26 protein-coding genes and 1 riboswitch are annotated in these 26,997 nt (G+C 46.8%); of the genes, 25 read left to right on the forward strand and 1 reads right to left on the reverse strand.

What is annotated here, in order from left to right:
• Positions 1 to 12: 12 nt before the first annotated feature.
• The 23 genes from ACKKE8_RS15595 to ACKKE8_RS15705 all read left to right on the forward strand — a co-directional run bounded on the left by ACKKE8_RS15595 (position 13) and on the right by ACKKE8_RS15705 (position 25,555).
• The gene (locus ACKKE8_RS15595; protein ID WP_409178935.1) at positions 13 to 1,329 is read left to right on the forward strand and encodes an opine metallophore biosynthesis dehydrogenase; all 1,317 of its coding nucleotides are present in this window, start codon (positions 13 to 15) and stop codon (positions 1,327 to 1,329) included.
• Positions 1,330 to 1,353: 24 nt separating this feature from the next.
• Positions 1,354 to 2,961, forward strand: a complete 1,608-nt coding sequence (cntA, locus tag ACKKE8_RS15600; RefSeq protein ID WP_409178936.1) for a staphylopine-dependent metal ABC transporter substrate-binding lipoprotein — start codon at positions 1,354 to 1,356, stop codon at positions 2,959 to 2,961.
• Positions 2,962 to 2,981: 20 nt separating this feature from the next.
• Entirely contained in the window at positions 2,982 to 3,914 is a 933-nt protein-coding gene (gene opp1B / locus ACKKE8_RS15605; protein WP_409178937.1) for a nickel/cobalt ABC transporter permease, read from the forward strand.
• Positions 3,915 to 4,808: a staphylopine uptake ABC transporter permease subunit CntC gene (cntC, locus tag ACKKE8_RS15610; protein WP_409178938.1), complete on the forward strand. Its 894-nt coding sequence runs from the start codon at positions 3,915 to 3,917 to the stop codon at positions 4,806 to 4,808.
• A gap of 7 nt (positions 4,809 to 4,815) precedes the next feature.
• Positions 4,816 to 5,637: a staphylopine uptake ABC transporter ATP-binding protein CntD gene (cntD, locus tag ACKKE8_RS15615; protein WP_409179129.1), complete on the forward strand. Its 822-nt coding sequence runs from the start codon at positions 4,816 to 4,818 to the stop codon at positions 5,635 to 5,637.
• The gene (locus tag ACKKE8_RS15620; protein ID WP_409178939.1) at positions 5,624 to 6,367 is read left to right on the forward strand and encodes an ABC transporter ATP-binding protein; all 744 of its coding nucleotides are present in this window, start codon (positions 5,624 to 5,626) and stop codon (positions 6,365 to 6,367) included. Before cntD ends, ACKKE8_RS15620 begins: the two co-directional genes overlap by 14 nt.
• A 50-nt stretch (positions 6,368 to 6,417) precedes the next feature.
• Positions 6,418 to 7,605, forward strand: a complete 1,188-nt coding sequence (gene cntE, locus ACKKE8_RS15625; protein ID WP_409178940.1) for a staphylopine family metallophore export MFS transporter CntE — start codon at positions 6,418 to 6,420, stop codon at positions 7,603 to 7,605.
• Between the two features lie 160 nt (positions 7,606 to 7,765).
• Entirely contained in the window at positions 7,766 to 8,842 is a 1,077-nt protein-coding gene (locus tag ACKKE8_RS15630; RefSeq protein ID WP_409178941.1) for a PAS domain-containing sensor histidine kinase, read from the forward strand.
• Positions 8,839 to 9,483 carry a response regulator gene (locus ACKKE8_RS15635; protein WP_409178942.1) on the forward strand — a complete coding sequence of 215 codons (645 nt, stop codon included), beginning with the start codon at positions 8,839 to 8,841 and terminating at the stop codon, positions 9,481 to 9,483. The genes ACKKE8_RS15630 and ACKKE8_RS15635 overlap by 4 nt, the downstream gene beginning before the upstream one ends.
• A 133-nt stretch (positions 9,484 to 9,616) precedes the next feature.
• On the forward strand, positions 9,617 to 10,816 hold the full coding sequence (locus tag ACKKE8_RS15640; protein ID WP_409179130.1) for an FAD/NAD(P)-binding oxidoreductase: 1,200 nt from the start codon (positions 9,617 to 9,619) through the stop codon (positions 10,814 to 10,816).
• Between the two features lie 34 nt (positions 10,817 to 10,850).
• A complete protein-coding gene (locus ACKKE8_RS15645) occupies positions 10,851 to 11,426 on the forward strand; it encodes a DUF1641 domain-containing protein (protein ID WP_409178943.1) in 576 nt (191 codons plus the stop codon).
• Between the two features lie 26 nt (positions 11,427 to 11,452).
• Positions 11,453 to 12,871, forward strand: coding sequence for an MBL fold metallo-hydrolase (locus ACKKE8_RS15650; protein ID WP_409178944.1), 1,419 nt, complete (start codon positions 11,453 to 11,455; stop codon positions 12,869 to 12,871).
• Between the two features lie 31 nt (positions 12,872 to 12,902).
• Positions 12,903 to 13,685 (forward strand): sulfite exporter TauE/SafE family protein, encoded by a 783-nt coding sequence (locus ACKKE8_RS15655; RefSeq protein ID WP_409178945.1) that lies wholly within the window; start codon positions 12,903 to 12,905, stop codon positions 13,683 to 13,685.
• Between the two features lie 101 nt (positions 13,686 to 13,786).
• A riboswitch (SAM riboswitch) is annotated at positions 13,787 to 13,891 on the forward strand.
• A 109-nt stretch (positions 13,892 to 14,000) separates the two neighbouring features.
• Positions 14,001 to 14,933, forward strand: a complete 933-nt coding sequence (locus ACKKE8_RS15660) for an ABC transporter permease (protein WP_409178946.1) — start codon at positions 14,001 to 14,003, stop codon at positions 14,931 to 14,933.
• Between the two features lie 4 nt (positions 14,934 to 14,937).
• Positions 14,938 to 15,885: an ABC transporter permease gene (locus ACKKE8_RS15665; protein ID WP_409178947.1), complete on the forward strand. Its 948-nt coding sequence runs from the start codon at positions 14,938 to 14,940 to the stop codon at positions 15,883 to 15,885.
• Positions 15,886 to 15,898: 13 nt separating this feature from the next.
• Positions 15,899 to 16,921, forward strand: a complete 1,023-nt coding sequence (locus ACKKE8_RS15670) for an ABC transporter ATP-binding protein (RefSeq protein WP_409178948.1) — start codon at positions 15,899 to 15,901, stop codon at positions 16,919 to 16,921.
• Positions 16,914 to 17,870, forward strand: a complete 957-nt coding sequence (locus tag ACKKE8_RS15675; protein WP_409178949.1) for an ABC transporter ATP-binding protein — start codon at positions 16,914 to 16,916, stop codon at positions 17,868 to 17,870. Before ACKKE8_RS15670 ends, ACKKE8_RS15675 begins: the two co-directional genes overlap by 8 nt.
• Positions 17,871 to 17,897: 27 nt before the next feature.
• Positions 17,898 to 19,529, forward strand: coding sequence for a peptide ABC transporter substrate-binding protein (locus ACKKE8_RS15680; protein WP_409178950.1), 1,632 nt, complete (start codon positions 17,898 to 17,900; stop codon positions 19,527 to 19,529).
• Positions 19,530 to 19,892: 363 nt separating this feature from the next.
• Positions 19,893 to 21,143: an aminopeptidase P family protein gene (locus ACKKE8_RS15685; protein WP_409179131.1), complete on the forward strand. Its 1,251-nt coding sequence runs from the start codon at positions 19,893 to 19,895 to the stop codon at positions 21,141 to 21,143.
• A 196-nt stretch (positions 21,144 to 21,339) separates the two neighbouring features.
• Entirely contained in the window at positions 21,340 to 21,588 is a 249-nt protein-coding gene (locus ACKKE8_RS15690) for an aspartyl-phosphate phosphatase Spo0E family protein (RefSeq protein ID WP_409178951.1), read from the forward strand.
• 199 nt (positions 21,589 to 21,787) lie between these two features.
• On the forward strand, positions 21,788 to 23,278 hold the full coding sequence (locus tag ACKKE8_RS15695) for a PLP-dependent aminotransferase family protein (protein WP_409178952.1): 1,491 nt from the start codon (positions 21,788 to 21,790) through the stop codon (positions 23,276 to 23,278).
• 46 nt (positions 23,279 to 23,324) lie between these two features.
• The gene (locus ACKKE8_RS15700; RefSeq protein WP_409178953.1) at positions 23,325 to 24,257 is read left to right on the forward strand and encodes a D-alanine--D-alanine ligase; all 933 of its coding nucleotides are present in this window, start codon (positions 23,325 to 23,327) and stop codon (positions 24,255 to 24,257) included.
• 126 nt (positions 24,258 to 24,383) lie between these two features.
• Positions 24,384 to 25,555 (forward strand): IS3 family transposase gene (locus tag ACKKE8_RS15705; RefSeq protein ID WP_409174781.1). Its coding sequence is split into 2 segments (ribosomal slippage): positions 24,384 to 24,657 and positions 24,657 to 25,555, totalling 1,173 coding nucleotides; the frame shifts between segments, so codons are not numbered across the junction.
• Between the two features lie 64 nt (positions 25,556 to 25,619).
• Here ACKKE8_RS15705 and ACKKE8_RS15710 read toward each other — a convergent pair.
• Positions 25,620 to 26,177, reverse strand: a complete 558-nt coding sequence (locus ACKKE8_RS15710; protein WP_409178954.1) for a helix-turn-helix domain-containing protein — start codon at positions 26,175 to 26,177, stop codon at positions 25,620 to 25,622.
• Positions 26,178 to 26,304: 127 nt separating this feature from the next.
• Between ACKKE8_RS15710 and ACKKE8_RS15715 the strand changes: the two genes are divergently transcribed.
• Together ACKKE8_RS15715 and ACKKE8_RS15720 are read left to right on the forward strand one after the other, a co-directional pair.
• Positions 26,305 to 26,544 (forward strand): pyridoxal-phosphate dependent enzyme, encoded by a 240-nt coding sequence (locus tag ACKKE8_RS15715; RefSeq protein WP_409178955.1) that lies wholly within the window; start codon positions 26,305 to 26,307, stop codon positions 26,542 to 26,544.
• Positions 26,484 to 26,957 (forward strand): PLP-dependent cysteine synthase family protein, encoded by a 474-nt coding sequence (locus tag ACKKE8_RS15720; protein WP_409179132.1) that lies wholly within the window; start codon positions 26,484 to 26,486, stop codon positions 26,955 to 26,957. The genes ACKKE8_RS15715 and ACKKE8_RS15720 overlap by 61 nt, the downstream gene beginning before the upstream one ends.
• Positions 26,958 to 26,997: the final 40 nt, after the last annotated feature.

Genomic DNA, 26,997 nt, shown 5'->3' on the forward strand with positions numbered 1-26,997 from the left:
GTTTTTATTTCTATGGGTGCTTTGAAACGAATCTTGCTATTGGGAACAGGTCCTGCTTCCATTCAAATGGCTGTCATGCTTAAAAAACAATGGGATTGCTACATTGGGATCGTTGGGCGTGAGTCTGTTCGTTCCGAATCATTCTTTACTGAACTTAAGCAAAATAGCCAGCAAATTCGCGTAGATGTTCAAAATGAAAAGCATAAAAAGATGGAAGGCGAATGCCATATCGATCAGGTATTCCATGGATATGAGACCGTTACAGGGAAATGGGATACCTTCCTATTATCTGTCACAACAGATGCTTATATAGAAGTTTTACAACAAATCAATGATCAGGTTTTACAGCAAATAAAGTGCATGGTTTTAGTTTCTCCGACCTTTGGTTCCAACAGTTTACTACGCCATTATCTAAACAGTATTCATTCCGATGCGGAGATTATCAGTTTTTCTACATACCTTGGCGATACACGCTGGTTCCACGATAAGCCTTCCAATCGTGTAATTACGACAGGAGTTAAGAAAAAAGTTTACATTGGCTCGACGCACTCTCCATCCCAGAATGTAAAAAGACTTTGTGAGTTATATGAGCAAGTAGGTATCGATTTGGACGTCATGGACTCTCCGATTGAGGCGGAAACGAGAAATATATCCCTCTATGTGCATCCGCCACTGTTTATGAATGAGTTCTCCCTTCGTGTGATATTTGGAGAGGAACCAATCAAAAAGTACGTATACAAAATGTTTCCAGAGGGTCCCATCACGCAATCTCTCATTCGCAATATGCTGAACCAATGGAAAGAGATCACAAATGTGGTGGAAAAGCTCAATATGAAAGGGGTCAATTTGCTGAAGTTCATGACGGATGACAACTATCCGGTGAGGCTGGAGTGTCTATCACGTGATGATATCGAAAACTTCGTTCATTTTGAAACGATTCATCAAGAGTATTTATTGTTCATTCGGTATACCTCCCTGTTGATCGATCCTTTTTCGGAGCCAGATTCAGAGGGAAGATACTTCGATTTCTCCGCTGTCCCCATCCGGAAAATGTTTATCAATAGGGAAGGGCATTGGGATATTCCGCGCATGCCAAAGGAAGATTACTATCGGATAAAAATCATTCAGGGTATTGCAAGATACATAGATATCAGTTGCCCTACCATCGATACATTCATTGAAACGTACGAGCGTAAAATTGCGAAAGTTGCGCTAACACGTAAGGGCGAAAGGTTATCGGATGCATTCGTGGTTCAAAGCTTCGAGGAAGATTTGAAGAGGATATGCAGTGAGCTCGGCAAGGGTACGGAATCAAAGAAAACGTACTAGCACGTATTTTCAGGAGGAATGGGTATGACAAAAAGAATGGGATTTTTAGTAAGGACTTTCATGGTCTCAATCTTACTGCTGGTTGGCTGCAGTAACGGTGATACAGCAAAAACGGAGTCAACCGATACAGAGAAAAAGATCGTGTATGCCACTTCGAAAGATATTAACGATATGAACCCTCATTTTTATTCCGGCTCCATGCCGGCACAAGGGATGGTGTACGAATCGTTAGTAGAAAATACGGAGGATGGGATCAAACCATTATTAGCTGAATCTTGGGAAGTTTCCGCCGATGGAAAAGTGTACACGTTTCACTTGAGAAAAAACGTGACGTTCCATGATGGAGAGCCTTTTCATGCGGAAGCAGTGAAAAAGAATATAGAAGCGGTGCAAAGCAATGCAAGCAAACATTCATGGATCAAGCTATCCACAAAGATCGTGGATTGCCATGTACGCGATGAGTATACGGTTGAACTGGTCTTATCCGAACCGTATTACCCGACGCTGCTCGAATTGTCGATGACGAGACCTTATGTATTCATCTCGCCTAAAAATTTTGTGAACGGGGGAACCAAAGATGGCGTAAGTGGTTATAGCGGAACGGGCCCCTATAAGCTCACTGAGCATAAAGTCGATCAGTATGCCGTATTTGAAGCAAATGAAAATTACTGGGGCGGCGCGCCAAAAATGAAAAAAATCACAGCCAAAGTACTTCCAGCAGGTGAAACTACTTTCTTGGCACTGCAAAAGGGAGAAGTCAACTTTGTATTTACGGATGATCGAGGCGCGAATAGTCTCGATGTAAACGCCATGAATCAATTCGTTGAATCAGGTAAACACCAAATGATTCGCAGTCAACCAATGAACACAGGCATAATTGTCGCCAATAGTAGTAAAACCGAGAGCCCTGTACATGAAAGGGCTGTGCGCAAAGCGTTTTGGCATGCGATTGACAGAGAGACAATTAGTAAACAAATATTTGAAGGCACTGAACAACCAGCGGATACGCTTTTCTCTTCGAATGTGAATTACGCCAACGTTGAAGTAGAGAAGCGGGGATACGATTTGGAAAAAGCGAAAAAGATTTTGGAGGAGGCAGGCTGGGGCATCGGGAATGCGGGCGAAATCAGAACGAAAAACGGAAAGCCATTAGCCATGAAGCTTTATTATGATGTAAATTCGTCCACTCAAAAAACGCAGGCTGAATTGATTCAAAATACCGTAAAAACGATTGGCGTTCATCTGGAGATTATTGGCGAGGAGTCTTCTTCGATTGCGAACAGAAGATCTACAGGTGACTATGACCTGCTTTTCAATCAAACGTGGGGACTCGCGTATGATCCGCAGAGCACAATCGCTGCTTTTACTTCCAAGTCTTCCTATTACCATACGACAAGAGGCATCGCGCAAGCTGATGAGCTCTATAAAAAAATTGAAGAAGTCATGGTGTCGAATGATGAGGAATATAGAAAATCGTTATATACCGATATTTTGACCATTGTCCATGAGGAAGCCGTATTTATTCCGATTACGAATGGAAGAGTCACGATCTTGGCTCCCAAAAACCTGCAGGGCATCTCTTTTAAGCAAACGCAATTCGAGCTTCCATTTGAGCGGATGTACTTTGAATAAATACACAAAAGGAGCTTGCTATGGGCAGTTATATCACCAAAAGGTTACTCCTATCGATTCCTTTGGTCCTAATCATATCGTTTGTAACGTTTGCCTTCATTCATCTATCTCCTTTAGACCCCGCTGAAGTGGTGCTGCATTCGCAAGGCATACCCCAAATAACGGATGAGTTACTTGCGCAAACAAGAGCGAAACTGGGAATGGACCAACCCTTTCTGACTCGTTACCTAAACTGGGTTGTCTCATGCTTGCAGCTAGATTTTGGAGATTCATATATAACGGGAAAACCTGTGTGGTCTATGCTAGGACCAGCCTTTCTCCATACTGTAAAGCTGACGTTGGTTTCGACATTTGCCATTGTTGTACTGTCCATCGCATTGGGGGTGGCATGCGCATGGAAAGCGGGCAAATGGGTGGACAAATCAGTCAGAGGTGTTTCGTTTTTCCTGACGTCGATGCCGTCCTATTGGCTCGCAGCTCTGCTGATCTGGTATTTTTCCGTAAAGCTGGATTTGCTTCCGACAAGCGGAATGGAGTCATACAAAAGCTATATCTTGCCCGTTGCTGTGATCACAATCAGCTATGCTGGCATCTATTTTCGAATCATCAGAAGTTCCATGTTAAGCAACATGAATGAAGACTATGTTCTCTATGCAAGGGCATGCGGCTTACCGGAAAAAAAGATCACGATGCACATTCTCAGAAATTCATTGCAAGTGGCGATTTCCGTATTTTGCATGGCGATTCCCATTATTTTGGGAAGCACAGTCGTCGTGGAAAACATCTTCGCTTGGCCGGGACTCGGAACGCTAAGCGTTAAATCCATTTTAAGTAGGGATTTCCCGATCATCCAAGCCTATGTCCTTGTGTTGGCAATCGTCTTTATTCTGTTCAACACTGTTTCCGACATCATCAATGTGGCATTGAACCCCAAACTAAGGGATGGTCTCTAGATGAAGCGATTACAAAATGTGTGGAAAGACAAGGTCGCTGTCCTATCCTTATCGATTATCACGGTCACAACGGTGGCTGGGATATTTGCTCCTTTCGTTGCACCGAATGATCCCGAAGAAGTACATATGGAGCTTCGATTTGCTTTTGCATCATGGGAATATCTTTTGGGCAACGACCACCTCGGGCGATGCGTTTTATCCAGACTCATTTACGGTATTCGTCCCAGCATGCTCTGGGTCTTCGTTGCGCTGCTCCTATCCGTATCGATTGGATCGATTGTAGGCTTTCTTGCGGGGTACTTTCGTGGAAAAACAGATGCTTTCTTGATGCGCGTTTGCGATGTGATCCTTTCTTTTCCGGGATATGTCATGACCCTGGCGATCATCGGCATTTTGGGCGTAGGTTTTGAAAATTTGATCATCGCCTTTGTATTGATGAAGTGGGCGTGGTTTGCTCGAATCATCAGATCGTCAGTCTTGCAATATGCGGTAACCGATTATGTGAAATTCGCAAAGGCAATCGGTGCAAGCAATATGGCAATCATAATCAGACACATTGTTCCGGTTGCATTGCCCGATATTGCCGTCATTTCAAGCAGCTCCTTCGGTTCGATGATTTTGCAAATATCGGGTTTTTCCTTCCTTGGTTTAGGTATTCAAGCACCGGAAGCAGAGTGGGGCATGATGTTGAATGAAGCGAGAGACGTCATGTTTTCACGCCCGGAATTCATGCTAGCTCCCGGTTTGACCATCGTGATCGTTGTATCGGCCATTAACTACTTGTCTGATGCACTTCAAGTGGCTTTAGATCCCAAATTAATGACTTCTACATATAAGCACCAAGGATTAGAAGCAACCTCTGCTGTTAAGCTCGAAGGAAAGGGGGTGGCATAAGCGGATGATGAACATTTTAGAAGTAAAAAACCTGAAAATCTGGGACAGTCGCAATGATCGAGTGATTGTTCCAAATAGTTCATTCTATGTGAAACAGGGAAGCTGCCTGGCCATTGTAGGAGAAAGCGGAAGCGGGAAGTCGGTGACTTGCAAGGCCATCATGAGATTGAATAAAGCCGGGGTTCGCCAATCGGGAGACATTCTGTTACGAGGAGAAAACCTCATGGAGCTCTCAGAACAGAGGATGAGGAAAAAGAGGGGGAAACAGCTTTGCATGATTTTGCAGAATGGCATGCGTGCCTTTGATCCCTCATGCGTAGTGGGCGTTCATCTAAAGGAGACGCTTATGGAACATTTTGGATGGAGCCGTGACGAAATCATAACCAAAATGAAAAATGCCATGGAAAGCGTCATGCTGAAAAACCCGATAGAGGTGATGAATAAGTATCCCCACCAGTTGTCGGGTGGAACGCTGCAGCGAGTCATGATTGCGCTCGCCATCGTATTGGAGCCTGACATTCTAATTGCTGATGAACCCACGACAGCACTCGATACCATCTCGCAGTTCGAAGTCATAGAACAGTTCCTGCAAATGCGTGAACGAATGGGCTGCTCCATGATCTTCATTTCTCATGATTTAGGGATTGTCAAATTAATAGCAGATGAAGTCCTCGTCATGAAAGAAGGAGAAATCGTTGAAAACGGGACGACCCAGGCCATCTTCTCTGAACCGAAGCATACATATACCCGTTACTTACTCTCCACGAAGCTGGCGATGAATCAACATTTTAAGAGAGTCATGGGGGGAGTTAGTGTTGCTGAGCGTTGAGAGCGTGGAGAAATCATATCGAAAAGGCGGATTGTTCTCAAGGGAAAAAGAGTATGTGTTGAAAAACATTAACTTCGAATGCAAGCCTGGGGAGTGTCTTGGCATCATCGGAGAAAGTGGAAGTGGTAAATCAACGCTAGGACGATTGCTATTGGGGATTGAAAAGCCTGATCGAGGTAGCATCTTGTTTGAGGGCAAAAAAGTAGAGGACCGTAAAGTGAGAACAGGGAACCTAAGCGCTGTGTTTCAAGATTACACTTCCTCTATCAATCCATTTTATACGGTTGAGGAGGCCATTCGGGAGCCTTTACAAATGAAAAGAAAGGCACGGGAAGATGCTCTAAGCGAGATTGACCATTTATTAGATCAAGTGGGGCTGGATGCTTCCTATCGAAAAAAATATCCGCATGAGCTATCAGGGGGAGAGGTTCAGCGGGTATGCATAGCGAGAGCCGTTTCAACCGAACCAAAATGCATCCTCTTCGATGAAGCAATCAGTTCCTTGGACGGCTCGGTGCAAATGCAAGTACTTGAATTACTGAAGAACTTGAGAAAACGTTACGACATGGGCTATATCTTCATTACCCATGATATACAGGCTGCGGCCTATATTTGCGACAGAATCATGGTCTTACGAAATGGTGAAATCGAAGAGATCGTGGAGGTTGAACAATTAAAAGATGTTCAGTCCACCTATACGAAGAAACTGCTGCAGATGATTATTGCTTAAAGCAATTGGCAATGAGATTGTGCAGAGGATCAGAGGAAGGAGCAAGGGCTATGAGAGGGGCTCTGTCTTGGCCATTTTTGCGATTGTACATCTTGACTCTTTTGTATTTTAGCGCGAACTCCATTCTGAATGTCATCATTCCCTTGAAGGGTGCAGAGTTGGGTGCGACCAATACAACAATCGGAGTCGTTATGGGAGCTTATCTGTTTACAACCATGTTTTTTCGGCCATGGGCAGGCCATATCATCCAAAAACATGGACCAATCAAAGTGCTCCGCACGATTCTTATCTTCAATGGAGCGGCTCTCATTTTATATACGTTTACTGAATTAGAGGGCTTTATCGTTGCCCGTATTCTACAAGGGGTGTGTACCGCTTTTTTCTCCATGGCATTACAGTTAGGGATTATTGATGCGTTGCCGGACAAGGATCGTTCACAAGGGATTTCCATGTATTCCTTATGTGCTTACTTGCCTGGTATTCTTGGTCCACTGCTCGCTTTAGGCATCTGGCAAGCGGGGGATAGCTATTCTTTTACAATTGCCATGGTCACCATTGCGATCCTTACAGGAGTGGTGGGCTATAGTGCCAAAATGGACAAAAAAGTGGCCGAGCCAGTTCAGGGTCAGACAGAAAAGGGAGCAACCATGTTTGGTTCTGTAAGCCAATTAGTCAAAAACCCGCATTTATGTAAATGCAGTGTCTTGATGCTGGCGGCATCCATTATATTTGGAGCAGTGACTACCTTTATCCCGCTGTACGCTGTACAAATCAAATATGGAAATGCAGGAATTTATCTCATGCTTCAGGCAGGCACCGTCGTATTATCGCGGTTTGTGTTGAGAAAGAAAATCCCGTCAGACGGCAAGTGGCGTTCATCCTTTATGATGGGAATTATGCTCATTCTTGCAGCAGCGGCGTTAAGTGTAAGCTTTTCTATCCTGGGTGGGGCAGCCTTTTTATACGTAGGCGCCATATTAATGGGAATTGCTCAAGCGCTTCTTTATCCTACGTTAACAACGTATTTAACCTTTGTTCTGCCGAAGACGGATCGCAACGTGTTAATCGGGTTATTCATAGCGATGGCTGATTTGGGGGTTTCTCTGGGAGGAGTCATCATGGGGCCAGTGGCGGATTATTTCTCCTATTCCTTGATGTATATGATTTGCGCAATCTTGGGCGTGACGATGATCATTTTTGCCTATGAACGAGGCAAAACTTCTGTTGGGTTACAATAAGAGAGACGATTTTCTAGGAAAATGTTAAGACGTTACTGACATGTTGGTGTCAGTAACGTTTTTTTGCGTCACATAAGATAGGGGAAGGTACCTATTTGAAAGGTGCTCGCCGTCTTTTACGATTGGATCATATAAGAAATACGATCAGTATGGAGGACCTATGATGGATCAATGTCCCACTTTTTTTGAGCGCTATCGCGATGAAGGGAAGACGATGGATAACGGTTATCTGAAGCAAATCTTCGACCACTTGCAGGACGGGATCATTCTCATGGATCAGGAACGAAAAATTATGGTGATGAATCCATCTGCAGAAAAAATGACCGGTTGGAAACGAGGAGAAAAGGTGCCGTTCTGCTCCTATTGCCAAAACAGAGAGCTGGAACCGGGAGAAGAACGGTGTTATTTGCTCGCCAAACGGGAGATTCCCTATTTTCTTTCTGCGATGCCTACGTATGAAGGGCGGTACGTCGACATGGAGATGAGCACGGCTGTCATCTATGAAAATGGTGAACAAAACATGCAGGATGTCCTTTTAGTCTTGAAAGATATGACGGTCAAGAAAAAAGAAGAGGAGGTCAGAATCTCCAAGCAGGTTTTGCAAAAAACACTAGAAGCACAGGAAAACGAACACAAGCGCCTTGCCCAGGAGCTGCACGACGGCGTAGGACAATCCTTGTATTCCGTTTCGGTAGGCATTCAGGCGATTCAAGCGCGCCTCAACCAGGAAGGACAATTCCGGGAATTCATGCAAGAGATCGTGAATGAGCTGGAAAAAGCGATACAAGACGTCAAGCTGTATTCTCTACAGCTGCGTCCGCATAGTCTCGATCAACTGGGACTGATTCCTACCGTACGGCATCTTGTTTCTAGCTTGAACAAAGCACATCAGGATGTTTCCATTACCTTTTCCTACAGCAATGTTAGTGATTATTTTCAGCCAATCTTGGAAATCAATTTGTACCGTGTGATCCAAGAAGCCTTACATAATGCACTGAAATACGCGAAAGCGACACTCATTGAAGTCATCTTGTACAAGGAAGACGACCAACTGACTTTGCTGATTCAGGACAACGGAATCGGATTTATTCGCGATCAGGTTCAGGTCGGTCTGGGTCTCAAACATATGGAAGAACGAGTAGATCAGATGGAGGGGACTCTTCAAATTCAATCCGTGCTACACGAAGGTACATCGATCAAGGTAACGGTAGCAGGACAAGGAGGGAGAGCAGAGTGATACGAGTGCTTTTGGTTGATGATCACACGATGATTCGGAAGGGATTGCGTGTGCTTCTCGAAAGTTACTCTCAAATTAAAATTGTGGGAGAGAGTCATACAGGGAACGATGCCATCCTTAAAGCCAGTCAGCTGGAACCCGATGTGGTGCTGATGGATTTGTCATTGCCGAATGGGCTGGATGGGTTTACAGCGAGCAATGAGATTCGCAAGTCGAATCCTTTCGTGAAAATCGTCATATTGACCATGCATGACGAGGAGATTTTTGTCCAAAAGGCTATTACCGTCGGAGCCCATGGGTACATTTTAAAAAACAGCCATGGCGAGCTGCTGTTTCAAGCCATTGTGGAGGTCTACAGAGGAAAGCGCTTTTACAAGACTTCCGTATCGCAAGAGATCATCCATACATGGCTGAAATCGGATGCCAAGACGTTGCCTTCTGTTTTAACGCTACGTGAAAAGGAGCTTGTCAGACTCATTGTGCTTGGCTATACCAATAAGGAAATGGCAGATAAGCTGTTGATCAGCGTCAAAACCGTAGAGAACCACAAAACGAATATCATGCAGAAACTAGGACTGGATTCCAAGCATCAATTGATCCAATATGCCATTAAAAACAGATATCTCGATCTGGCGTTTTAATTGCAGAGATCAAAAAAGTAGGGGACTTCCCCTATATGGAAAAAATGACAGAGGAATAAACTGAATAGAGAGACTTCACCTCATGAACCATCATCGTACGATTGGAAACGATATCGTCGTCGAAGGAGGAACTATGGCAAAACAAGTTCATTATACGGTTGTCATCGTGGGAGCAGGCTCAGCCGGTATCTCTGTTGCTGCCCGTATCGTCCGGGCTTCCAAAAGGCTCATGGGACAAGTCGCCATCATCGATCCCGCGTCCAAGCATTATTATCAGCCTTTGTGGACATTAGTCGGAGGGGGTGCCGCGAAAAAGGAGGAATCCGAGCGTGAACTCTCCTCTCTGATTCCCGCAGGCGTCGACTGGATTTGCGATGCGGTCACCATGTTTCAACCGGAACAACACACGCTTCGTACGAAACAGGGAACCATCCTCTCCTATGACTATCTCGTTGTTGCTGCTGGTCTGCAAATAGATTGGGAGGGGGTAAGGGGCTTAAAAGATGCCGTCGGCAAGAACGGTGTTTGCAGTAACTACGCTTACCAAACGGTAGATAGTACATGGGAAGCTATCCGGAGTTTTCAAGGCGGCACTGCCATTTTTACCCACCCGAACTCACCCGTAAAATGCGGCGGAGCCCCTCAGAAAATCATGTATCTGGCCGATGATTACTTTCGTAAGTTACATGTTCGCAACCAGTCAGAGATCATTTTTGCATCGGCGAAGGGAAGTATTTTTGACGTTCCCACGTATGCCAATACTCTCAATAAAGTCATTCGTCGCAAGAGCATCGAAACCAGATACAAGCATAACCTAATGGAAGTGCGGGCGGATACCAAAGAAGCCGTATTCGAGAATCTAGACACCAAAGAGCAGGAAGTATGGAAGTATGACATGCTTCATGTGACCCCTCCCATGAAAGCGCCCGATTTCATTGCAAACAGCGCATTAGCAGACACAGGAGGCTGGGTGGATGTCGATCCATTTACGCTTGCACACAAAAGATATCCCACGATTTTCGGCATAGGCGATTGCACGAATCTTCCCACGTCCAAAACCGGAGCTGCTATTCGCAAACAAGCGCCAGTCGTCGAGAAAAACCTGCTCGCACTGATCAATGGTACTCCACTGGCTGCCAAGTACGACGGGTATACATCTTGCCCGCTCGTAACGGGGTACAACAAACTGGTGCTGGCCGAATTTGATTACAACTTGATGCCTTGTGAAACCTTTCCTTTTGACCAATCTGAAGAGAGATTCAGTATGTACCTGATGAAAAGAGAGCTGCTCCCCATCCTTTATTGGAATGGCATGCTAAAAGGATTGATGTAAGGCAGTCTTTAAAAGAGAGGGGGAGAGCAACATTTTGAAGGACAGGAAGGAACAGAGAAGCTCTGACATGTTTTTAGAGGATTTATCTGATCCAAAAGTTCAGGAAGCGATCACCATATTAATCCGAAAGCTCCCGAAGATAAAAGATACCGTCCTGGCAGCCGAAGAGGGACTTGAAGTAGCCACATCGATCTTGCGCGATCAGGAATCACTACGGTATTTGTTTGAAAGAGTAGATGGTCAACTGTCCCGTTTCTTTGTGGAAAAAGAATCGATAGACGCCCTGTTCACTTTGCTTGATAAGATGCCAAAGCTCGTTAAGTATGTCACTGTTCTCGAACAAGCTGCTGATTTTTTGGAAAGCCTTGGGAAGGATAAGCAATCGCAGCAATATCTACTCAACAGCATGAAAGCGTACATCGCTCCCGTGTCCGCGCAAGTGGAGCATGGAGTGGCTGTCTTCCAGGAAGCAAAAGTAAGAGCCGAAAGTAAAAGCGAACCCGTTTCCATTTTCACGCTTTACAAGCTCATGAAGGATCCCACCGTCCAAAAGACACTTCGCTTTACCCAATCGCTGCTCGAAGTACTCGCGGAAAAATCAAACAAATAATAGACGTGTTAAAGGAGGAATGCACCATGTTGTTGCGTTACTTTTATGATGAAAAACTGGCCCATGCATCTTATCTGGTCGGCTGCCAAAAAACTGGTGAGGCGATTGTGATCGATCCGGCCCGCAATCTAGCGCCTTATTTTCAAGTTGCCAAAGCAGAGGGGGTTTCCATTGTAGCCGCCACCGAAACCCACATTCACGCTGATTTTGTATCTGGTGCCAGGGAACTGGGCGCAGCTTATCAGGCGAAGCTGTTTTTATCCAATGAGGGCGATGAAGAATGGAAATATCAATACTTGGAAGGGGTGAACCACCAGCTTCTGCACGATGGGGATCGCTTTTTTATCGGGAACCTGCTATTTGAAGTCATGCATACCCCTGGCCATACCCCTGAGAGCATCTCCTTCCTTTTGACCGACCTCGGAGGGAATGCAGATCGCCCCATCGGGATCTTCACGGGAGATTTCGTCTTTGTTGGAGATATCGGCAGACCGGACTTGCTCGAAAAAGCGGCGGGAATGAAGGGTACATCCGAGTCAGGTGCAAGAGCCATGTTCCAGTCTCTCCAAAAATTCAAGCAACTGCCGGATTATATGCAGGTATGGCCAGCTCATGGCGCTGGAAGTGCTTGCGGGAAAGCACTGGGGGCCGTGCCGTCTTCTACCGTCGGTTATGAAAAGCTCTTTAACTGGGCGATGTCACACTCCAGTGAAGAGGAATTCGTCAAGGCACTCCTGGATGGACAACCAGAGCCGCCAACGTATTTTGCCGTGATGAAACGCGTTAATAAGGAAGGCCCTGCGTTGCTCAAGGAGCTCCCTGTTGTCCAAGAGTTCAACTCTCTTGAAACGGTAAAGAAATCGCTGGAAAACGGACAGATTGTCGATACGCGTCCTTTTCAGAAATTTGCGAAGGGGCATCTGGCGGGAACCCTTCACATTCCTTTTAACAAGTCATTTGCCAACTGGGCGGGCTGGATCGTCGATTATAATCGGCCGGTACATATCCTGGCCGCCCCGGATGAGCTGAACGAGATTTTGCAAGCCTTGCATTCCGTAGGGATTGATCATGTCACGGGCTTTATCGACAGCGGCATGCTAATGGAAAGTGAAGCGTCTTCGCTCGAGACAATCGAAGAGGTAACACCGTTGGAGATTGCAGAACGGGTGAGAAAGGGAGAGGTTCACGTAGTAGATGTACGTAATCTGGCTGAGTGGAAGGAAGGACACATTCCGGACGCACAACACATCATGCTCGGTACACTCGCCACGCGGCTGGATGAGATTCCTCACGATAAGCCGCTTCTTGTACAGTGCCGTTCCGGTGCCCGATCCGCGATTGGCGCAAGCATTCTGAAAGCAAACGGATTCAAGGATGTCATGAATTTGAGCGGCGGAATCTTGAAATGGCAAATAGACGGCTTAGCAGTTGTAGAACGAGGATAAAACGAAGCGAGGTGTTGCAAAGGGTGAGCCTATGACTATCGACCTTGTGATCACACTTTTTGTTATCGGTTTCGCGGGATCGTTTATCTCTGGTCTCGTCGGAATCGGGGGCTCCATCATCAAGTATCCGATGCTTCTGTACATTCCGCCCGCCCTTGGATTCGTTGCTTACACAGCTCACGAAGTATCCGGAATAAGTGCCGTCCAAGTATTTTTTGCCACCCTAGCTGCTGTTTGGACTCTGCGCAAAGATAAGCTTATTCATTACCAGCTCGTTGTGTACATGGGAAGTGCCATTATTGTAGGGAGCTTGCTTGGAGGGTATGGAGGAAAATTACTTTCGGCAGATGCTGTCAATATCGTTTACGCCATTCTGGCCACGATTGCTGTAATCTTGATGCTCCTGCCAAAAAAACGGATGGACGAACGTGAACAGACGGAGATTATCTTTCATAAACCAACAGCTGTATTATCCGCTTTGATTGTCGGGGGTGCCTCCGGAATTGTCGGGGCAGCTGGCGCTTTTATTTTGGTTCCCATCATGTTGATCATCCTCAAGATTCCGACAAGAGTTGCGATTGCTTCATCTCTTGCCATCACCTTTCTTTCTTCTATCGGTTCGACGGTAGGAAAATGGATGGCGGGGGAAATATTGCTATGGCCATCCGTGATCATGGTAATCGCCAGCATCATGGCAGCGCCGCTCGGTACAAAGGTCAGCAAACGCTTAGGCACCCGGATACTCCAAAGCATTCTTGCCTTGTTGATCCTAGCCACCACGATTAAGATTTGGGCAGATTTACTTTTCCCATAAAAAATAAAGAAAAATCAATTGTCATTGAACAGGATTGACATATCCGAGTAAAATGATAAGATAAAAAAGAATTTTACAATGAAATTAAATTTCATAGAATATTCTTATCGAGAGTGGTGGAGGGACTGGCCCGATGAAACCCGGCAACCTTGGTCTGATTGACCTTACGGTGCCAATTCCTGCGGATTTATTCTGCGAGATAAGAAGGTGGGAACCGTGTAATTGCCCCTCTTCTTTTCGGAGAGGGGTTTTTTATATTTTTAATTCGTAGTATTTATATCTATTTACTTAGTAATACACAAAGGAGGAAACAATGTGCTTCATTATGCGGTCAAGCGTGGCTTTCTCATGATCGTTACACTGTGGATGATTGTCACGATAACGTTTGTGACCATGCACCTGATTCCGGGTGACCCGTTCGCGTCTGACGCCAAAATGCTTCCAGAAGAAGTGGTTAAGAACATGCGGGCGGAGTACAACCTGGATCAGCCAATCACGGTACAGTACCTGCTCTATCTGAAAGGATTGCTGCATTTTGACTTGGGGCCTTCTATCCAGTCAAAGACGAGGGATGTGAACACGCTGATTGCAGAGGGATTTCCCGCATCGGCCGTTCTGGGACTTCAGGCGTTTATTGTCGCGCTGGCAGGTGGAATGACACTGGGAATCGTAGCAGCACTCTATCACAATCGAACGCTCGATTTCTTGTCTATGTTTGCAGCCATCATCGGGATCTCCGTCCCAAGTTTTATTCTGGCGCCACTGTTGATCAAGTACTTGGCGGTCAAATGGGAGCTTTTTCCCGTTGCTGCGTGGGGAAGCTGGGAACACTCGATTCTTCCAACGCTTGCGCTCGCTATCGGCCCGCTCGCCATTATCGCCCGTTTCGTACGAGCCAGCATGCTTGAGGTTTGGCAACAGGAATACATAAGCACGGCGGAGGCGAAAGGGCTTGGCACCTTTTCCATTGTCGTTAGACACGGGATGCGCAATGCCATACTGCCGGTTCTTACCTTTATCGGTCCGCTGTTTGCCAACCTGATGACCGGAACCTTTGTGGTGGAAAAGATTTTCGCCATTCCGGGGCTCGGCAAATACTTCGTGGAAAGTATTTTTAACCGCGATTATCCCGTTATTTTGGGAACGACAGTGTTTTACAGCTTTGTGCTCGTATTTACTTTGTACATCATCGACCTGCTGTATCGGGTGATTGACCCGCGCATCAGATTGACGAGTGGAGGGAAGTAGCGTTATGGCCAATCAGGCAACACAACTGGATTCGCTGTTTCGACCAGTAGACCGAACCCGCCTATCGGAAGAAATTCGGGAACGCCCCAGTCTTGGGTATTGGCAGGAGGTATTGCAACGAGTATTCCGCAACAAGCTGGCAATGCTCGGGGTCTTCCTGCTCGCAACAGTGGTGACCCTCTCGATCATCGGACCGATGCTCGTTCCCCACAGCCCGCATGAACAGTCATTGACGAAGGGAAATCTGCCACTGTCGGGCGAGCATTGGTTTGGCACGGATGATTTGGGGCGGGACATGTGGGCACGTACCTGGGTAGGCGGTCAAATCTCTTTGTTTATTGGTGTGGCGGCAGCTGCCATCGACCTAGTGATCGGTGTATGCATCGGCGGGATATCCGGTTACATGGCAGGGAGGAACAAGCTGGGCGACCGTGTGGACAACATTCTGATGCGATTGGCTGAAATTCTGTACAGCATTCCGTACCTCCTGGTAGTAATCCTGCTGATGGTGGTTCTGGAGCCTGGACTCGCAACGATCATCATTGCCCTTTCACTAACCGGTTGGGTCGGTATGGCCCGCTTGGTCAGAGGACAAATCATGCAGATCAAGCGGCAGGAGTTTGTGCTGGCTGCAGAAAAGCTGGGTACCTCTCACGCCAAAATCATCATCAAACATCTGCTGCCGAATACGATCGGCGTCATCATCGTCAACCTGACCTTTACGATACCGCACGCGATTTTCGCCGAATCGTTTCTCAGCTTTCTTGGGCTGGGTGTGCAAGCGCCAACGGCTAGCTGGGGAACCATGGCCAATGACGCACTGGCGGTTATGCTGAGCGGACAGTGGTGGCGACTGTTTTTTCCGGGATTCATGATTTCGCTTACCATGTTCGCGTGTAACGCGCTCGGGGATGGTTTGCAGGACGCACTGGACCCGTGGATCAGGAAATGAGGGGGAGTACATCGTGAAGCCATTGTTGGAAGTAGATCAGTTGCGCGTCTCCTTTCGCACGTACGGTGGAGAGGTGCAAGCAGTAAGAGGGGTTTCCTTCTCTGTGAAGGAGGGAGAGACGCTGGCAATTGTCGGGGAAAGCGGTTGCGGAAAAAGTGTGACCGCCCGGGCATTGATGGGAATGATTCCACCGCGATCCGGTCAGGTAAAAGGCGGCAGCATTCGATTTCGCGAGCGTGAACTGACTGGGCTGACGAAGCTGGAATGGCAGCAGGTTCGCGGCTCGCAGATCGGTATGATCTTCCAGGACCCGATGACTTCGCTAAACCCCACGATGAAAATCGGCCAGCAGATAGCGGAAGGGCTGATCAAACATCGAAAGCAGACGAAGACGGAAGCAAAGGAAGAGACGCTGAAACTGCTGGCGAGGGTAGGCATTCCGGAGGCGGCGAGGCGATTTGAGCAGTATCCGCACGAGCTAAGCGGAGGCATGCGGCAGCGTGTCGGAATCGCCATGGCGCTTGCCTGCCAACCTCAGTTGGTTATCGCAGATGAACCGACGACAGCGCTTGACGTGACCATTCAGGCACAGATCCTTCGTCTGATGAAAGAGTTGCAGGAGCAGTTGAACACGTCGATCATAATGATCACCCACGATCTGGGCGTCGTCGCAGAGGTGGCCGACCATGTCGCGGTAATGTACGCAGGCGTAGTGGTGGAAAGCGGCCCGGTAGGAGAGATTTTTGACAAACCACGCCATCCATACACACAAGGGCTGTTGCAGTCTGTGCCACGTCTCGATGCAGGTAAAAAAGAGCGGCTGATCCCCATCGAAGGGACACCGCCGGATCTGTTTCGTCCGCCTGCAGGTTGCCCGTTCGCTGCCCGTTGCCGGTTTGCCATGGAAATTTGCCTGGAGCATATGCCGCAATCGAATTCTTTTTTCAATCAGCATGAGGCGAGCTGCTGGTTGAACGACCCGCGTGCCCGGAGTGCAGAAGCGTGGATGGTAGCAGGGAGGGAGACACATGGTTGACAACATTGTAGGGGTGGAGAATCTCGCTAAATCGTTTGAGATTGGCGGAGGCCAACGGGTTAGAGCTGTTGACCGAGTCTCTTTTGAAATCAGACGAGGGGAGACGCTCGGAATCGTGGGGGAAAGCGGCTGCGGCAAGTCTACGCTGGGCAGGACGATCGTGGGCCTGTACTCGGCTACTGCGGGGCGCATCCTGTTTCAAGGCAAAGACATCGCCAGGATGGATAGACGTGAGCGACGGGAAGCAAACCGCCACATGCAGCTGATTTTCCAAGATCCGCAGGCTTCACTCAATCCGCGTTTACGAGTGGGCGACATCATCGCTGAAGGAATTGACTCCTATGGCTTGGCAAAAGGAAAAGCGCGAGAAGAACGTATCTATCGGCTGCTGGAGCTAGTAGGATTGCACCCAAGCCACGCAAAACGTTTTCCGCATGAATTCAGCGGTGGACAGCGACAACGTATCGGCATCGCCCGCGCGCTTGCATTGGAGCCCAGCTTTATCGTGGCAGACGAGTCTATCTCCGCACTGGATGTGTCCATTCAGGCGCAAATCGTCAATCTTTTAGCCGATCTTCAGGCAGAGCGGTCCATCACTTATCTGTTTATCGCCCATGACCTGTCGATGGTGAAGCACATCAGCGACCGGATTGGCGTGATGTACCTCGGGCAGATGATGGAACTGGCGCCGAGCGAGGAGTTGTTTGCCACACCGCTACATCCGTACACGCAGGCCTTGATCTCGGCTATGCCGGTCTCTCATCCAGCCCAGCGCAAAGAGCGAGAGCAGATCGTACTGACCGGAGAACCACCCAGCCCGATTCATCCGCCTAGCGGTTGCCCGTTTCGCACCAGATGTCCGGTTGCCCAAGGCGTTTGTGCCGAAACAGCGCCGGATTGGAAGGAGGTGAGGCACGGACACTGGATCGCATGCCATCTTGTACAGTAAATAGAGGAGAACAAGGAGGAAATCATCATGAAAAAGGGATTGCTCGCTTTTGCCGCATTGCTGGCGCTTGCTGTACCTGCACTTTCAGCGTGCGGTAGCGATAAACCGGATGCGTCTTCAAATCAACAGACGGGAGCAGCCGTCAAACAAGTCATGACCGCTAACCTGCGGGGCGAACCGTACACATTAGATCCGGCATTCGCTTCCGATACCACCTCGTACTGGGTCATCGACCATCTGTATGAAGGATTGTACCGATACAGCCAGAATGGAGACATCAGCGAAGGTGCAGCAGAAAAGGTGGAAGTCTCACCGGACGGCAAAACCTATACGTTTACCCTGCGCTCCGAAATGAAATGGTCGAACGGCGATTCGTTGACGGCGCATGACTACGAATACTCCTGGAAGCGCGTGCTGAATCCAGAGACCGCCGCCTATGAACCATCCGCACTCTACTACATACAAGGCGCTGAGGCATTCAACACGGGCAAAGGCAGCGTGGATGACGTTCAGATCAAGGCAAAGGATGACCGAACACTCATCGTCGGACTGAAAGACCCGATCACCTATTTCCCGAAAATCATGATGAGTCGCGCCTATCTGCCGGTGAACAAAAAAGTCGCGGATGCAGACAAAAACTGGGCGGCCGATGCGAAAGGCATCGTGACCAATGGCCCGTACACCGTGGAGAGCTGGGACCACAACAGTCAGCTGACAATCGCGAAAAGCCAGAGCTATTGGGAGAAAGAAAAGGTAACGATGGACACCGTCCACTTCAAGATGGTAAACGAAGCAACCACCTACTACCAGATGTTTAAAACTGGAGCGCTTGATCTCATTGATTCCCTGCCGATCGACGTGATAGAGCAGGAAAAAGAAAAAGAAGAGTACAAATCATTCCCGGACTACAGCATTTATACGTACACGTTCAACGTAGAGGAGAAGCCGTTTACTAATGCGAAAATTCGTCAGGCCTTTTCCTACGCGATCGACCGGGATATCCTGACGAAAAACGTGACCAAGGGAGGCCAGCTCCCGGCGTACGGATATACGCCATTTGGGGTGAAAACTCCTTCAGGCAAGGACTTCCGAGAAGAAGTAGCGCCTTACTATCAGTTTGATCCAGCCAAGGCGAAGCAGCTCCTGGCTGAAGGCTTGAAGGAAGAAGGCTGGACAGAGCTTCCTCCTATTACACTGAAATACAGCACCGCAGAAAACCACAAGAAGATTGCCGAAGCGCTGCAAGAAATGTTCAAGCAAAATCTAGGCGTGCAAGTGAAGCTGGAAAATCAGGAGTGGAAAACGTACATCGATACGTTCAAGCAAAAAAACTTCCAGATTGCCCGCATGGGTTGGGGCGGGGATTACCTCGATCCGCTCGCGATGCTGGAGCTGTACACAGGGAAAAGCTCCCGCAACTTCACCAACTGGGCCAATCCGCAGTTTGACGAGCTGATCGAAAAAGCGAAGGTCGAACAAAACGAGGAAGCACGCATGAAGCTTCTGCACGACGCTGAAACCATTTTGATGCAGGACATGCCCGTCATCCCGGTTTATTTCAATAACGAAAACTACCTCAACAGCAAAAAAATCGAAGGCATCCGCTTTAGTGTAACCGGTACACCGGACCTGCGCTGGGCGAAAAGGGTGGTAGAGTAACGTTAAATAAAATGCGATCGACATCTACTAAAACAAGGAGCAGCTTGCCTAAAGCAACTGCTCTTTGTTTTATGGACTCAATAAAAGGTTTATTGCGAAACTCGTTTCCCATTTGATGAAAGTATCCTAAAATATAGAAGAAAGGAGGATGCATGACGATCTAGCCAGAGTATGTTAGGGGCGATTACTGGTCTTTCCGGATTTCATCGGTTATATCCGAAAATAGATTGTTTTTCAACGTGAAAACGGCAGATAATTGTCAGACTATACTGAACTATAAGCGATCAAGACCGCCTTTCCCATGCTGGATTAAGTCATGAAGAAACTCACGAACGAAGGGGTATAAAACAAATGACAATAACCATAGATTCAAAAGAGTTTATCAATCGCCGTCAAAGACTCGCAGAAAAAATGCCTGACCATAGCGCACTCGTCCTATTTTCAGGGGTTGTCAAGAAACGCAGCCATGACGATAAATATCCGTTTTCACCGAACCGCAACTTCTATTATCTAACCGGCATTGCGCGCAGCAACCTCATTCTCATGATCACGAAACGCGCTGGCATCGTGGTCGAAACGTTATTTCTTCAGCGCCCTAATGAACTGGAAGCGAAATGGACAGGGGCCGTCTTATCTGATCAAGAGGCGAAAGAGCAGTCAGGTATCGAACACTTCGACTATCTCGATGAGTGGCTAGAGTCATTTGGAACCTTTATGAGGCGCTGCGAAGGCAAGTACTCACTTTATCTAGACTTGTATCGCTATCTGTGGAGCGATGAGCGGACCCCTGCAGACACTTTTGCCGAAGAGGCACAGAAGAAATACCGAACTCTGCAGATTCACGATGCAGGCCCGTGGCTGAAAGAACTGCGCATGGTAAAGAGTCAGGCTGAGATCGAAGAAATCAGACGTGCGATTGCGATTACAGATGAAGCAATCCGGCGCATGTGGTTGCATGCACGTCCTGGAATCATGGAATATGAGCTAGAGGCGCACTATGATTTCACGTTGAAATCGCATGGTGTTCGCGAAATTCCTTATTTGCCCATTATTGCTAGTGGGATCAATGCTACTATCTTACACTATGAAGCAAATAATCAGCCTGCGGAAGATGGTGACTTGGTCCTCCTCGACCTCGGTGCAACATCGAACTACTATGCGGCTGATATTTCGCGAACGTTTCCCGTGAATGGTCGATTTACAGATCGTCAGAAAGCGATCTATCAACTCGTGCTCGAGGCAGAAATCAAGACCATCGAAGCAGTGAAGCCTGGTGTCACACTTCCACAACTAAATGACGTCACGAAACAAGTCTTGACAGACGGCCTACTACGACTCGGTCTCATCCAAGAAAGCAGTGAGCTGTCCAAATACTACTATCATCCTGTGTCTCATCACCTTGGACTGGATACACACGATATCCCGGATTACAATGTTACTTTGCAACCTGGTATGGTGATCACGATTGAACCTGGTCTGTACATAGAGGAAGAAGCGATTGGCATTCGGATTGAAGATAATGTGTTAGTAACAGAAGACGGCTGCGAGGTGCTCTCATCGCAGATCCCGAAGGAAATCGAAGAAGTGGAATTGTTGATCGGGAAAAAGGAGTAGTGAACGCTTACGTGCGATTGGATTTATCCATTATAGAAAAAAACATCCTTTCGATAGGATGTTTTTTTCTATTCAATTTTTTCTTAGTTGGTAAATTCTTGCATATTGATTTATAGTTATTAATGTAATGATTTGTAAATTATAGGAGGTGCTTAACATAAAAGCTATCGCATGTTCATTAGAAAGGGAAGTCCCTGTGCACCTAGGAACATTCCCGAAAAGAGAAGAAGAAGGTGCCCCTACAAGCACGATCTGGGGCGAGGGAAAAGAAGTGAGTCGCCATCATTTAGATTTAGAAACAAGCATCGAACAACTACGACAACAAATGATTGAATTGGCAGGAAAACATGGTCTTACAAGTGACGCCGTTTTGGGTGTGAGCCAGCAATTGGACAAATATATTATGATGGCGCAAAACAATCATAAAACGGATAGTATCTGGTGAAGGACTCACGATAGGCTAACTAAAATAGGATTGTAAAAGAGGAACCCTTAGGAAAAATGGGTTCTTTTTTACTTGCATTTTTACCGTTGCGTGGAAGCTGACTGCTACAGAGGAACCACCGAAGGATGAAAAATCCTGTGCGGTGGTTCTTTTTTTCTCTCGTCTCCCATGCCATCATTATAGACGGGGGCGATGAAGGATGTTCCAGGATTTCAAGCTTGTTGGTGACCGTCCAGTCGCGATACAAGTGAAAGAATACGTCAAACGTTTAATAATCAAAGGCGCGCTTCAGGCGGATCAAAAGCTGCCCTCCACACGAGAAATGAGCAGCTTGCTTAAGGTGAGCCGCAATACAGTCATCGCAGCCTACGAAGGCCTAGAGGATGACGGATTTACGTATGCGATTCCAGGCAAAGGCAGCTATGTTACCGCTATGGTGGGCCATTTGGCTGCGGATAACGGTAGTGCTGACAGCTCCGCCACCTGGCAGATCGACTGGAAGGCACGAATGAACGAATATGCTGTATCCGCTGCAGAGCTGGACATGATGAAGCAGGGCATTCGCTCCAAAAAAGGAACCATTTCGTTCACAAGCATCGCGCCGGATGAGCAGTTGTTTGATCTGGGGGATGTAAGGCGAGCCTTTATGGATCGGATGGCAATCGAAGGACAGGTGCTGCTCAACTACGGCTATGCCAAGGGCTATAAGCCATTGATCGATTACTTGATGCGTTATATGGAGAATAAGGGCGTCGATTTAAGCGGGAAGGATATGCTGATTACAAGCGGGTTTACAGAAGGTTTCGACATAGTACTGTCGGCACTACGTCCTTCTGCTCGCCGTGGGGCAGCCATTTGTGAAAACCCGACTCATCATACTGCGATCAAGAATTTGAAGCTGCAAGGATTTGAGATTACCGGCATTGCGATGGAGAGTGATGGTATTGATGTGGAGCAGCTTGAGGCTGTATTGCAGAAGCAGACAAACAGCTTCGATCTGGCCTATTTGACCCCTTCCTATCACAATCCGACAGGCATAGTCATGTCGCCAGCGAAGCGCAGTGCCATTATGAAATTACTTATGCGCTATCAGATTCCGGTGATCGAGGATGGATTCAATGAAGAACTGCGCTACTCGGGAGCGCATGTTGCGCCATTAATCGCGACAGCAGGGAAAGGGAACGGAGTCATCTATATTGGTAGCTTCTCCAAGGTACTATTCCCTGGATTGCGAGTGGGCTGGGTGCTTGGAGACAGGGCACTGATCGACAACCTGGAAAGCATTAAGCGTGCACGCACCATTCATACATCTACCATCGATCAATCGATCCTATATCAATATTTGCTGAATGGAAATTTCGATAAATATGTAAAAAAAGCCCGCATGGAATATAAGCGCAAATATGAGCTGACGAAGGCTTGCTGTGAAGCACATCTCCCACTGGCGCAGCTGTCAGGCGATGGGGGCTTGCATTTGTTTCTTACCTTTCCTTCAGGCGTAAATACACGAGAGCTGTTAGAAGCTTGCACAGAACACGGTGTCATTTTTACACCGGGGGACAAATTTTTTATTCAAGAAGGAACAGGGACGAATACTTTGCGGCTTGGTTTTTCACGAGTAACGGATGAAAATATCGAGCGCGGTATTCAGATAATCGGCAAACAGGCACGGCGCTTTCTTGAGGCTTAACGATTACAAACCGCACAACCATTTTGAAGATAGATGAGGTGTCATCATGAAGATAGGCGTTATTATGGGTGGTATTTCTTCTGAGCGTGAGGTTTCTCTGAAGACTGGTCAAGAAATGATCAATCATTTGGATCGCAGTCGCTATGAGGCAGTTCCCATTGTCGTTACGCAGCGAGTGGATTTAATCACACAGGTTCAGCAGGCAGGCATCGATTTCGCGCTACTGGCGCTGCATGGGCAATATGGGGAGGATGGCACGGTGCAGGGGGCGCTGGAGACGCTGGGTATTCCATATACCGGAAGCGGTGTCCTGGCAAGCAGCCTATGTATGAATAAGCAACTGTCCAAAATGCTGCTGAAGGAGGCAGGCATTCAAACACCAGCAGGACTTTACTGGAAGGACGTTTATGATCCACAGGCGGTGGAGCAATTGGGTTACCCGGTGATTGTGAAGCCGAATATGGGAGGCTCCAGCATTGGTGTCCAGCTCGTGCATAATGAGGGTGAGCTGCTGACGGCTGTTCAGGAAGCCAGCCATTTGGATCAGGGGATCTTGATTGAGCCTTATTTGAAAGGGACGGAGATTACCTGCGCAATTCTGGATGGCGAGGTACTACCGATTATCGGCATTCGCTCCGCTCATTCAGAATGGTTTGACTACCAAGCGAAATATGAGGACGGCGGCGCGGAGGAAAAGGTGATCGAGCTTCCTCCTGTTACCCAGCAGCGTGTGCGCGAGGCGGCGCTTGCTAGCTACCAACTGTTGCAGTGCAAGGTCTATGCAAGGGTCGATATGATTTTGTGTCAGGATAAGCCTTACGTACTAGAAGTGAACACCTTACCGGGGATGACCGCCAACAGCCTGTTTCCAAAGAGTGCAGCTGCAGCAGGTATGACCTTTACACAGCTGCTGGACCGTATTATTGCGAGCTCGCTCCATGAGCGGAAACAGGAATGGGGGAACACTGCTAACGGATAGCAAATATGCTAGTCATCTAACGGAAGAGAAACCCTACATGTTGGTAATATCCCCTCATGGTTGACTGTGTTTAAAACCCCACTGTTACAATTGGGTAAGACACAATTGATCAGAGGGGATTTTTTTATGGCTAAAAAAGGACAAACATTTAGAGTTTATACGGAAGAGGAAAAAATGGAAGCCGTACGTCTTTACGAGTCCGGAGTATCTTCTAGAGAAGTCGCCAGAAGATTAGGCATTCCAGAAAAAAGACAGGTGTTGGACTGGGTTAATAAGGTTCGTAATGGGGAGGCACTAACAGCTTCTCGATCAAATCAGGCATGGCGAAAAGGGCGTCCAAAAACCAAATTCACAAGCGTTGAGGAAGAGTTAGCATACATAAAAGCGGAGAATGAATATCTAAAAAAGCGATATCCAAATCTAAACGGGGAGTGACTTCGAAGAAAGCAAGGTTCTCAATTATTGAACAAATGCAAACCAAATATCGATTATCATGGCTGCTCAGTTTTGCAAAAGTATCCCGTGCGGGATATTACAAATGGAGAAAGTCCAGAGAGGCATCTGTTCGACGTAGCGAAAAGGAAGCCAACCTAAAAGAACATATCCTAAGTATCCATCGCTTGCATCCTTATTATGGTTACTTACGAGTGACAGTTGCCCTTCGCAAAGAAGGTTTACAAATCAATCACAAACGTGTCTATCGAATGATGAAGGAATTAGGCATCCGCTCAGTAATTCGTAAAAAAAGACGATTCTTCGGCAGACAGGCATCAGTTGTAAACCCGGATCGTCTGGAAAGACAGTTTAAAGCAGAAGCACCTCTAAAGAAGCTGGTAACCGACATCACCTATCTACGAGTCGGAGAACGATTTTTTTATCTATCTGCTGTGCAGGATCTGTTTAATAACGAAATCGTTGCTTGGCATGTCTCTTCCCAAAACGATTTGTCACTCGTGATGAGCACCGTAGATAGTCTTTGTAAGGGAAGAGAGATGAACGGTTCCGTCCTACATTCGGACCAAGGTTTTCAATACACTTCCAGACACTACAATAAACGTTTGGATGAGTACGGAGTACTAGGAAGTCATTCGAGACGGGGAAATTGCCTGGATAATGCCTGTATCGAGTCATTCTTTTCTCATCTGAAGACAGAAATGATGTATCGATGCTCGGCAAAATCATTTGAGGAATTAAATCAATCTGTTGAAACATACATTGCATTTTATAATCAGAGTCGTTTTCAGAAAAAACTAGGCGACCGTTCCCCGATTGAGTATCGGAAAGCGATCGCCGCGTAACTATGGGTTTTTAGGCAGTCTACTTGACAGGGTTATGACCATGTAGTGGGGTTTCTCTTTGTTTTCACTGACTTGAGTAGTGAATGACTAGGGAACACTTTACGATACGATCCCCGTTATTTCGATAAATGTGAGGCCTGTCTGCTTTAAAAATGAGAGTATCCTCAGGCTCAACTATATAAACTTCTTCGTTGACAACAACCTCTAGCGTGCCTTCATTTACGAGAATAAATTCCTCAACCCCAGTTGTATGCGGTTCTGCTATATGCTCGCATCCTGGTTCAAGGGTTACTGAAAAGATCTCAAACTGTTGTTCTGGATTATACGGGACAAGTGGATACACACGATATTGTCCGTTATTTTCAATAATGGGATTTACTTCCTTCTTTTTTACGATCGTAACATTCGGCTTGTATTGACTAACGAGTGAAGAAAAGGATAAGCGCAACCCACTAGCTATTTTCCAAAGGGTTGTGATTGTTGGAGCAGACTTTCCTCTTTCAATTTGTCCTAACATCGTTTTGCTAACTCCTGTTATTTCAGAAGTTTTATCCAAGCTCAAGTTTCTTTCTTTCCGAATACGCTTTATGTTCTCTCCAATATTTGTGTGGAATTCTTCCATCAAAATGCCCTCCATAGAGTTCGGACGTTATATTGTACGTATGTACGTTATACTTTACAATCGAGCTATATATAGTTTGAAGCAGACATTATATAGTCCAAAATATACGAAAAGAGCCGCTATGTCTATGGAGAACACGATTTTATCAGGCGTTCATCAAGCGATTGGTAACACGCCAATGGTTCATCTATCTAGGCTAACAGAAAATCTCGACGGAAATATTTTCGCCAAACTGGAATATTTAAATCCGGGCTTTAGCAAAAAGGATAGAATCGCTTTGCAGACCAATTTCATCACATTGGCAATATTCATGCTCATGAATTTCACACGGGGGAAGAAATTTGGAAACAAACGAATGGAAAAGTAGACGTTTTCCTTGATTTTGCTGGTTCTGGTGGCACTTTTACAGGTTGTGCAAAAACGTTAAAAAAGTATAATCCCAACATTCGGTGTTATTTAATTGAACCTTGCACGGCACCGTTCTACTCTGGTAAAGCTGCTACTAACCTTAATCACAAGATCCAAGGTGGGGGATATTCCATGGATTTACCTCTTCTGGATAAGAACTTCGTTACAGACTACATCCATGTTACAGATGAAGAAGCGACACAAGTTGCTAGAGAATTAGCAAGAAAAGAGGGAATATTCTCAGGATTTTCTTCAGGAGCAAATGTTGCGGCTGCCTTACAGCTTTTGAAAGGGAAAGAAAAGGGGGCCAATATTGTGGTAACGATTAATGATTCAGGGCTAAAATATGTAAGCACAGATCTCTATGAATAATTTCAACCGTCCGATCAAGCGAGTTTGCATGAGGGCATTC

The organism is Brevibacillus fortis (assembly GCF_046196545.1).
In the GTDB taxonomy this organism is placed as follows: Bacteria; Bacillota; Bacilli; order Brevibacillales; family Brevibacillaceae; genus Brevibacillus; species Brevibacillus fortis_A.

What these genes read in the sequence shown, in the direction of transcription:
- ACKKE8_RS15665 (WP_409178947.1), top strand. Translation starts at nt 14,938, where the DNA reads ATGGCCAATCAGGCAACACAACTGGATTCGCTGTTTCGACCAGTAGAC.
- ACKKE8_RS15700 (WP_409178953.1), top strand. Translation starts at nt 23,325, where the DNA reads ATGAAGATAGGCGTTATTATGGGTGGTATTTCTTCTGAGCGTGAGGTT.
- ACKKE8_RS15710 (WP_409178954.1), bottom strand. Translation starts at nt 26,177, where the DNA reads ATGGAAGAATTCCACACAAATATTGGAGAGAACATAAAGCGTATTCGG.
- ACKKE8_RS15680 (WP_409178950.1), top strand. Translation starts at nt 17,898, where the DNA reads ATGAAAAAGGGATTGCTCGCTTTTGCCGCATTGCTGGCGCTTGCTGTA.
- ACKKE8_RS15695 (WP_409178952.1), top strand. Translation starts at nt 21,788, where the DNA reads ATGTTCCAGGATTTCAAGCTTGTTGGTGACCGTCCAGTCGCGATACAA.
- ACKKE8_RS15655 (WP_409178945.1), top strand. Translation starts at nt 12,903, where the DNA reads ATGACTATCGACCTTGTGATCACACTTTTTGTTATCGGTTTCGCGGGA.
- ACKKE8_RS15650 (WP_409178944.1), top strand. Translation starts at nt 11,453, where the DNA reads ATGTTGTTGCGTTACTTTTATGATGAAAAACTGGCCCATGCATCTTAT.
- ACKKE8_RS15595 (WP_409178935.1), top strand. Translation starts at nt 13, where the DNA reads ATGGGTGCTTTGAAACGAATCTTGCTATTGGGAACAGGTCCTGCTTCC.
- ACKKE8_RS15640 (WP_409179130.1), top strand. Translation starts at nt 9,617, where the DNA reads ATGGCAAAACAAGTTCATTATACGGTTGTCATCGTGGGAGCAGGCTCA.
- opp1B (WP_409178937.1), top strand. Translation starts at nt 2,982, where the DNA reads ATGGGCAGTTATATCACCAAAAGGTTACTCCTATCGATTCCTTTGGTC.
- ACKKE8_RS15675 (WP_409178949.1), top strand. Translation starts at nt 16,914, where the DNA reads ATGGTTGACAACATTGTAGGGGTGGAGAATCTCGCTAAATCGTTTGAG.
- ACKKE8_RS15715 (WP_409178955.1), top strand. Translation starts at nt 26,305, where the DNA reads ATGGAGAACACGATTTTATCAGGCGTTCATCAAGCGATTGGTAACACG.
- cntC (WP_409178938.1), top strand. Translation starts at nt 3,915, where the DNA reads ATGAAGCGATTACAAAATGTGTGGAAAGACAAGGTCGCTGTCCTATCC.
- cntA (WP_409178936.1), top strand. Translation starts at nt 1,354, where the DNA reads ATGACAAAAAGAATGGGATTTTTAGTAAGGACTTTCATGGTCTCAATC.
- ACKKE8_RS15630 (WP_409178941.1), top strand. Translation starts at nt 7,766, where the DNA reads ATGATGGATCAATGTCCCACTTTTTTTGAGCGCTATCGCGATGAAGGG.
- cntE (WP_409178940.1), top strand. Translation starts at nt 6,418, where the DNA reads ATGAGAGGGGCTCTGTCTTGGCCATTTTTGCGATTGTACATCTTGACT.
- cntD (WP_409179129.1), top strand. Translation starts at nt 4,816, where the DNA reads ATGAACATTTTAGAAGTAAAAAACCTGAAAATCTGGGACAGTCGCAAT.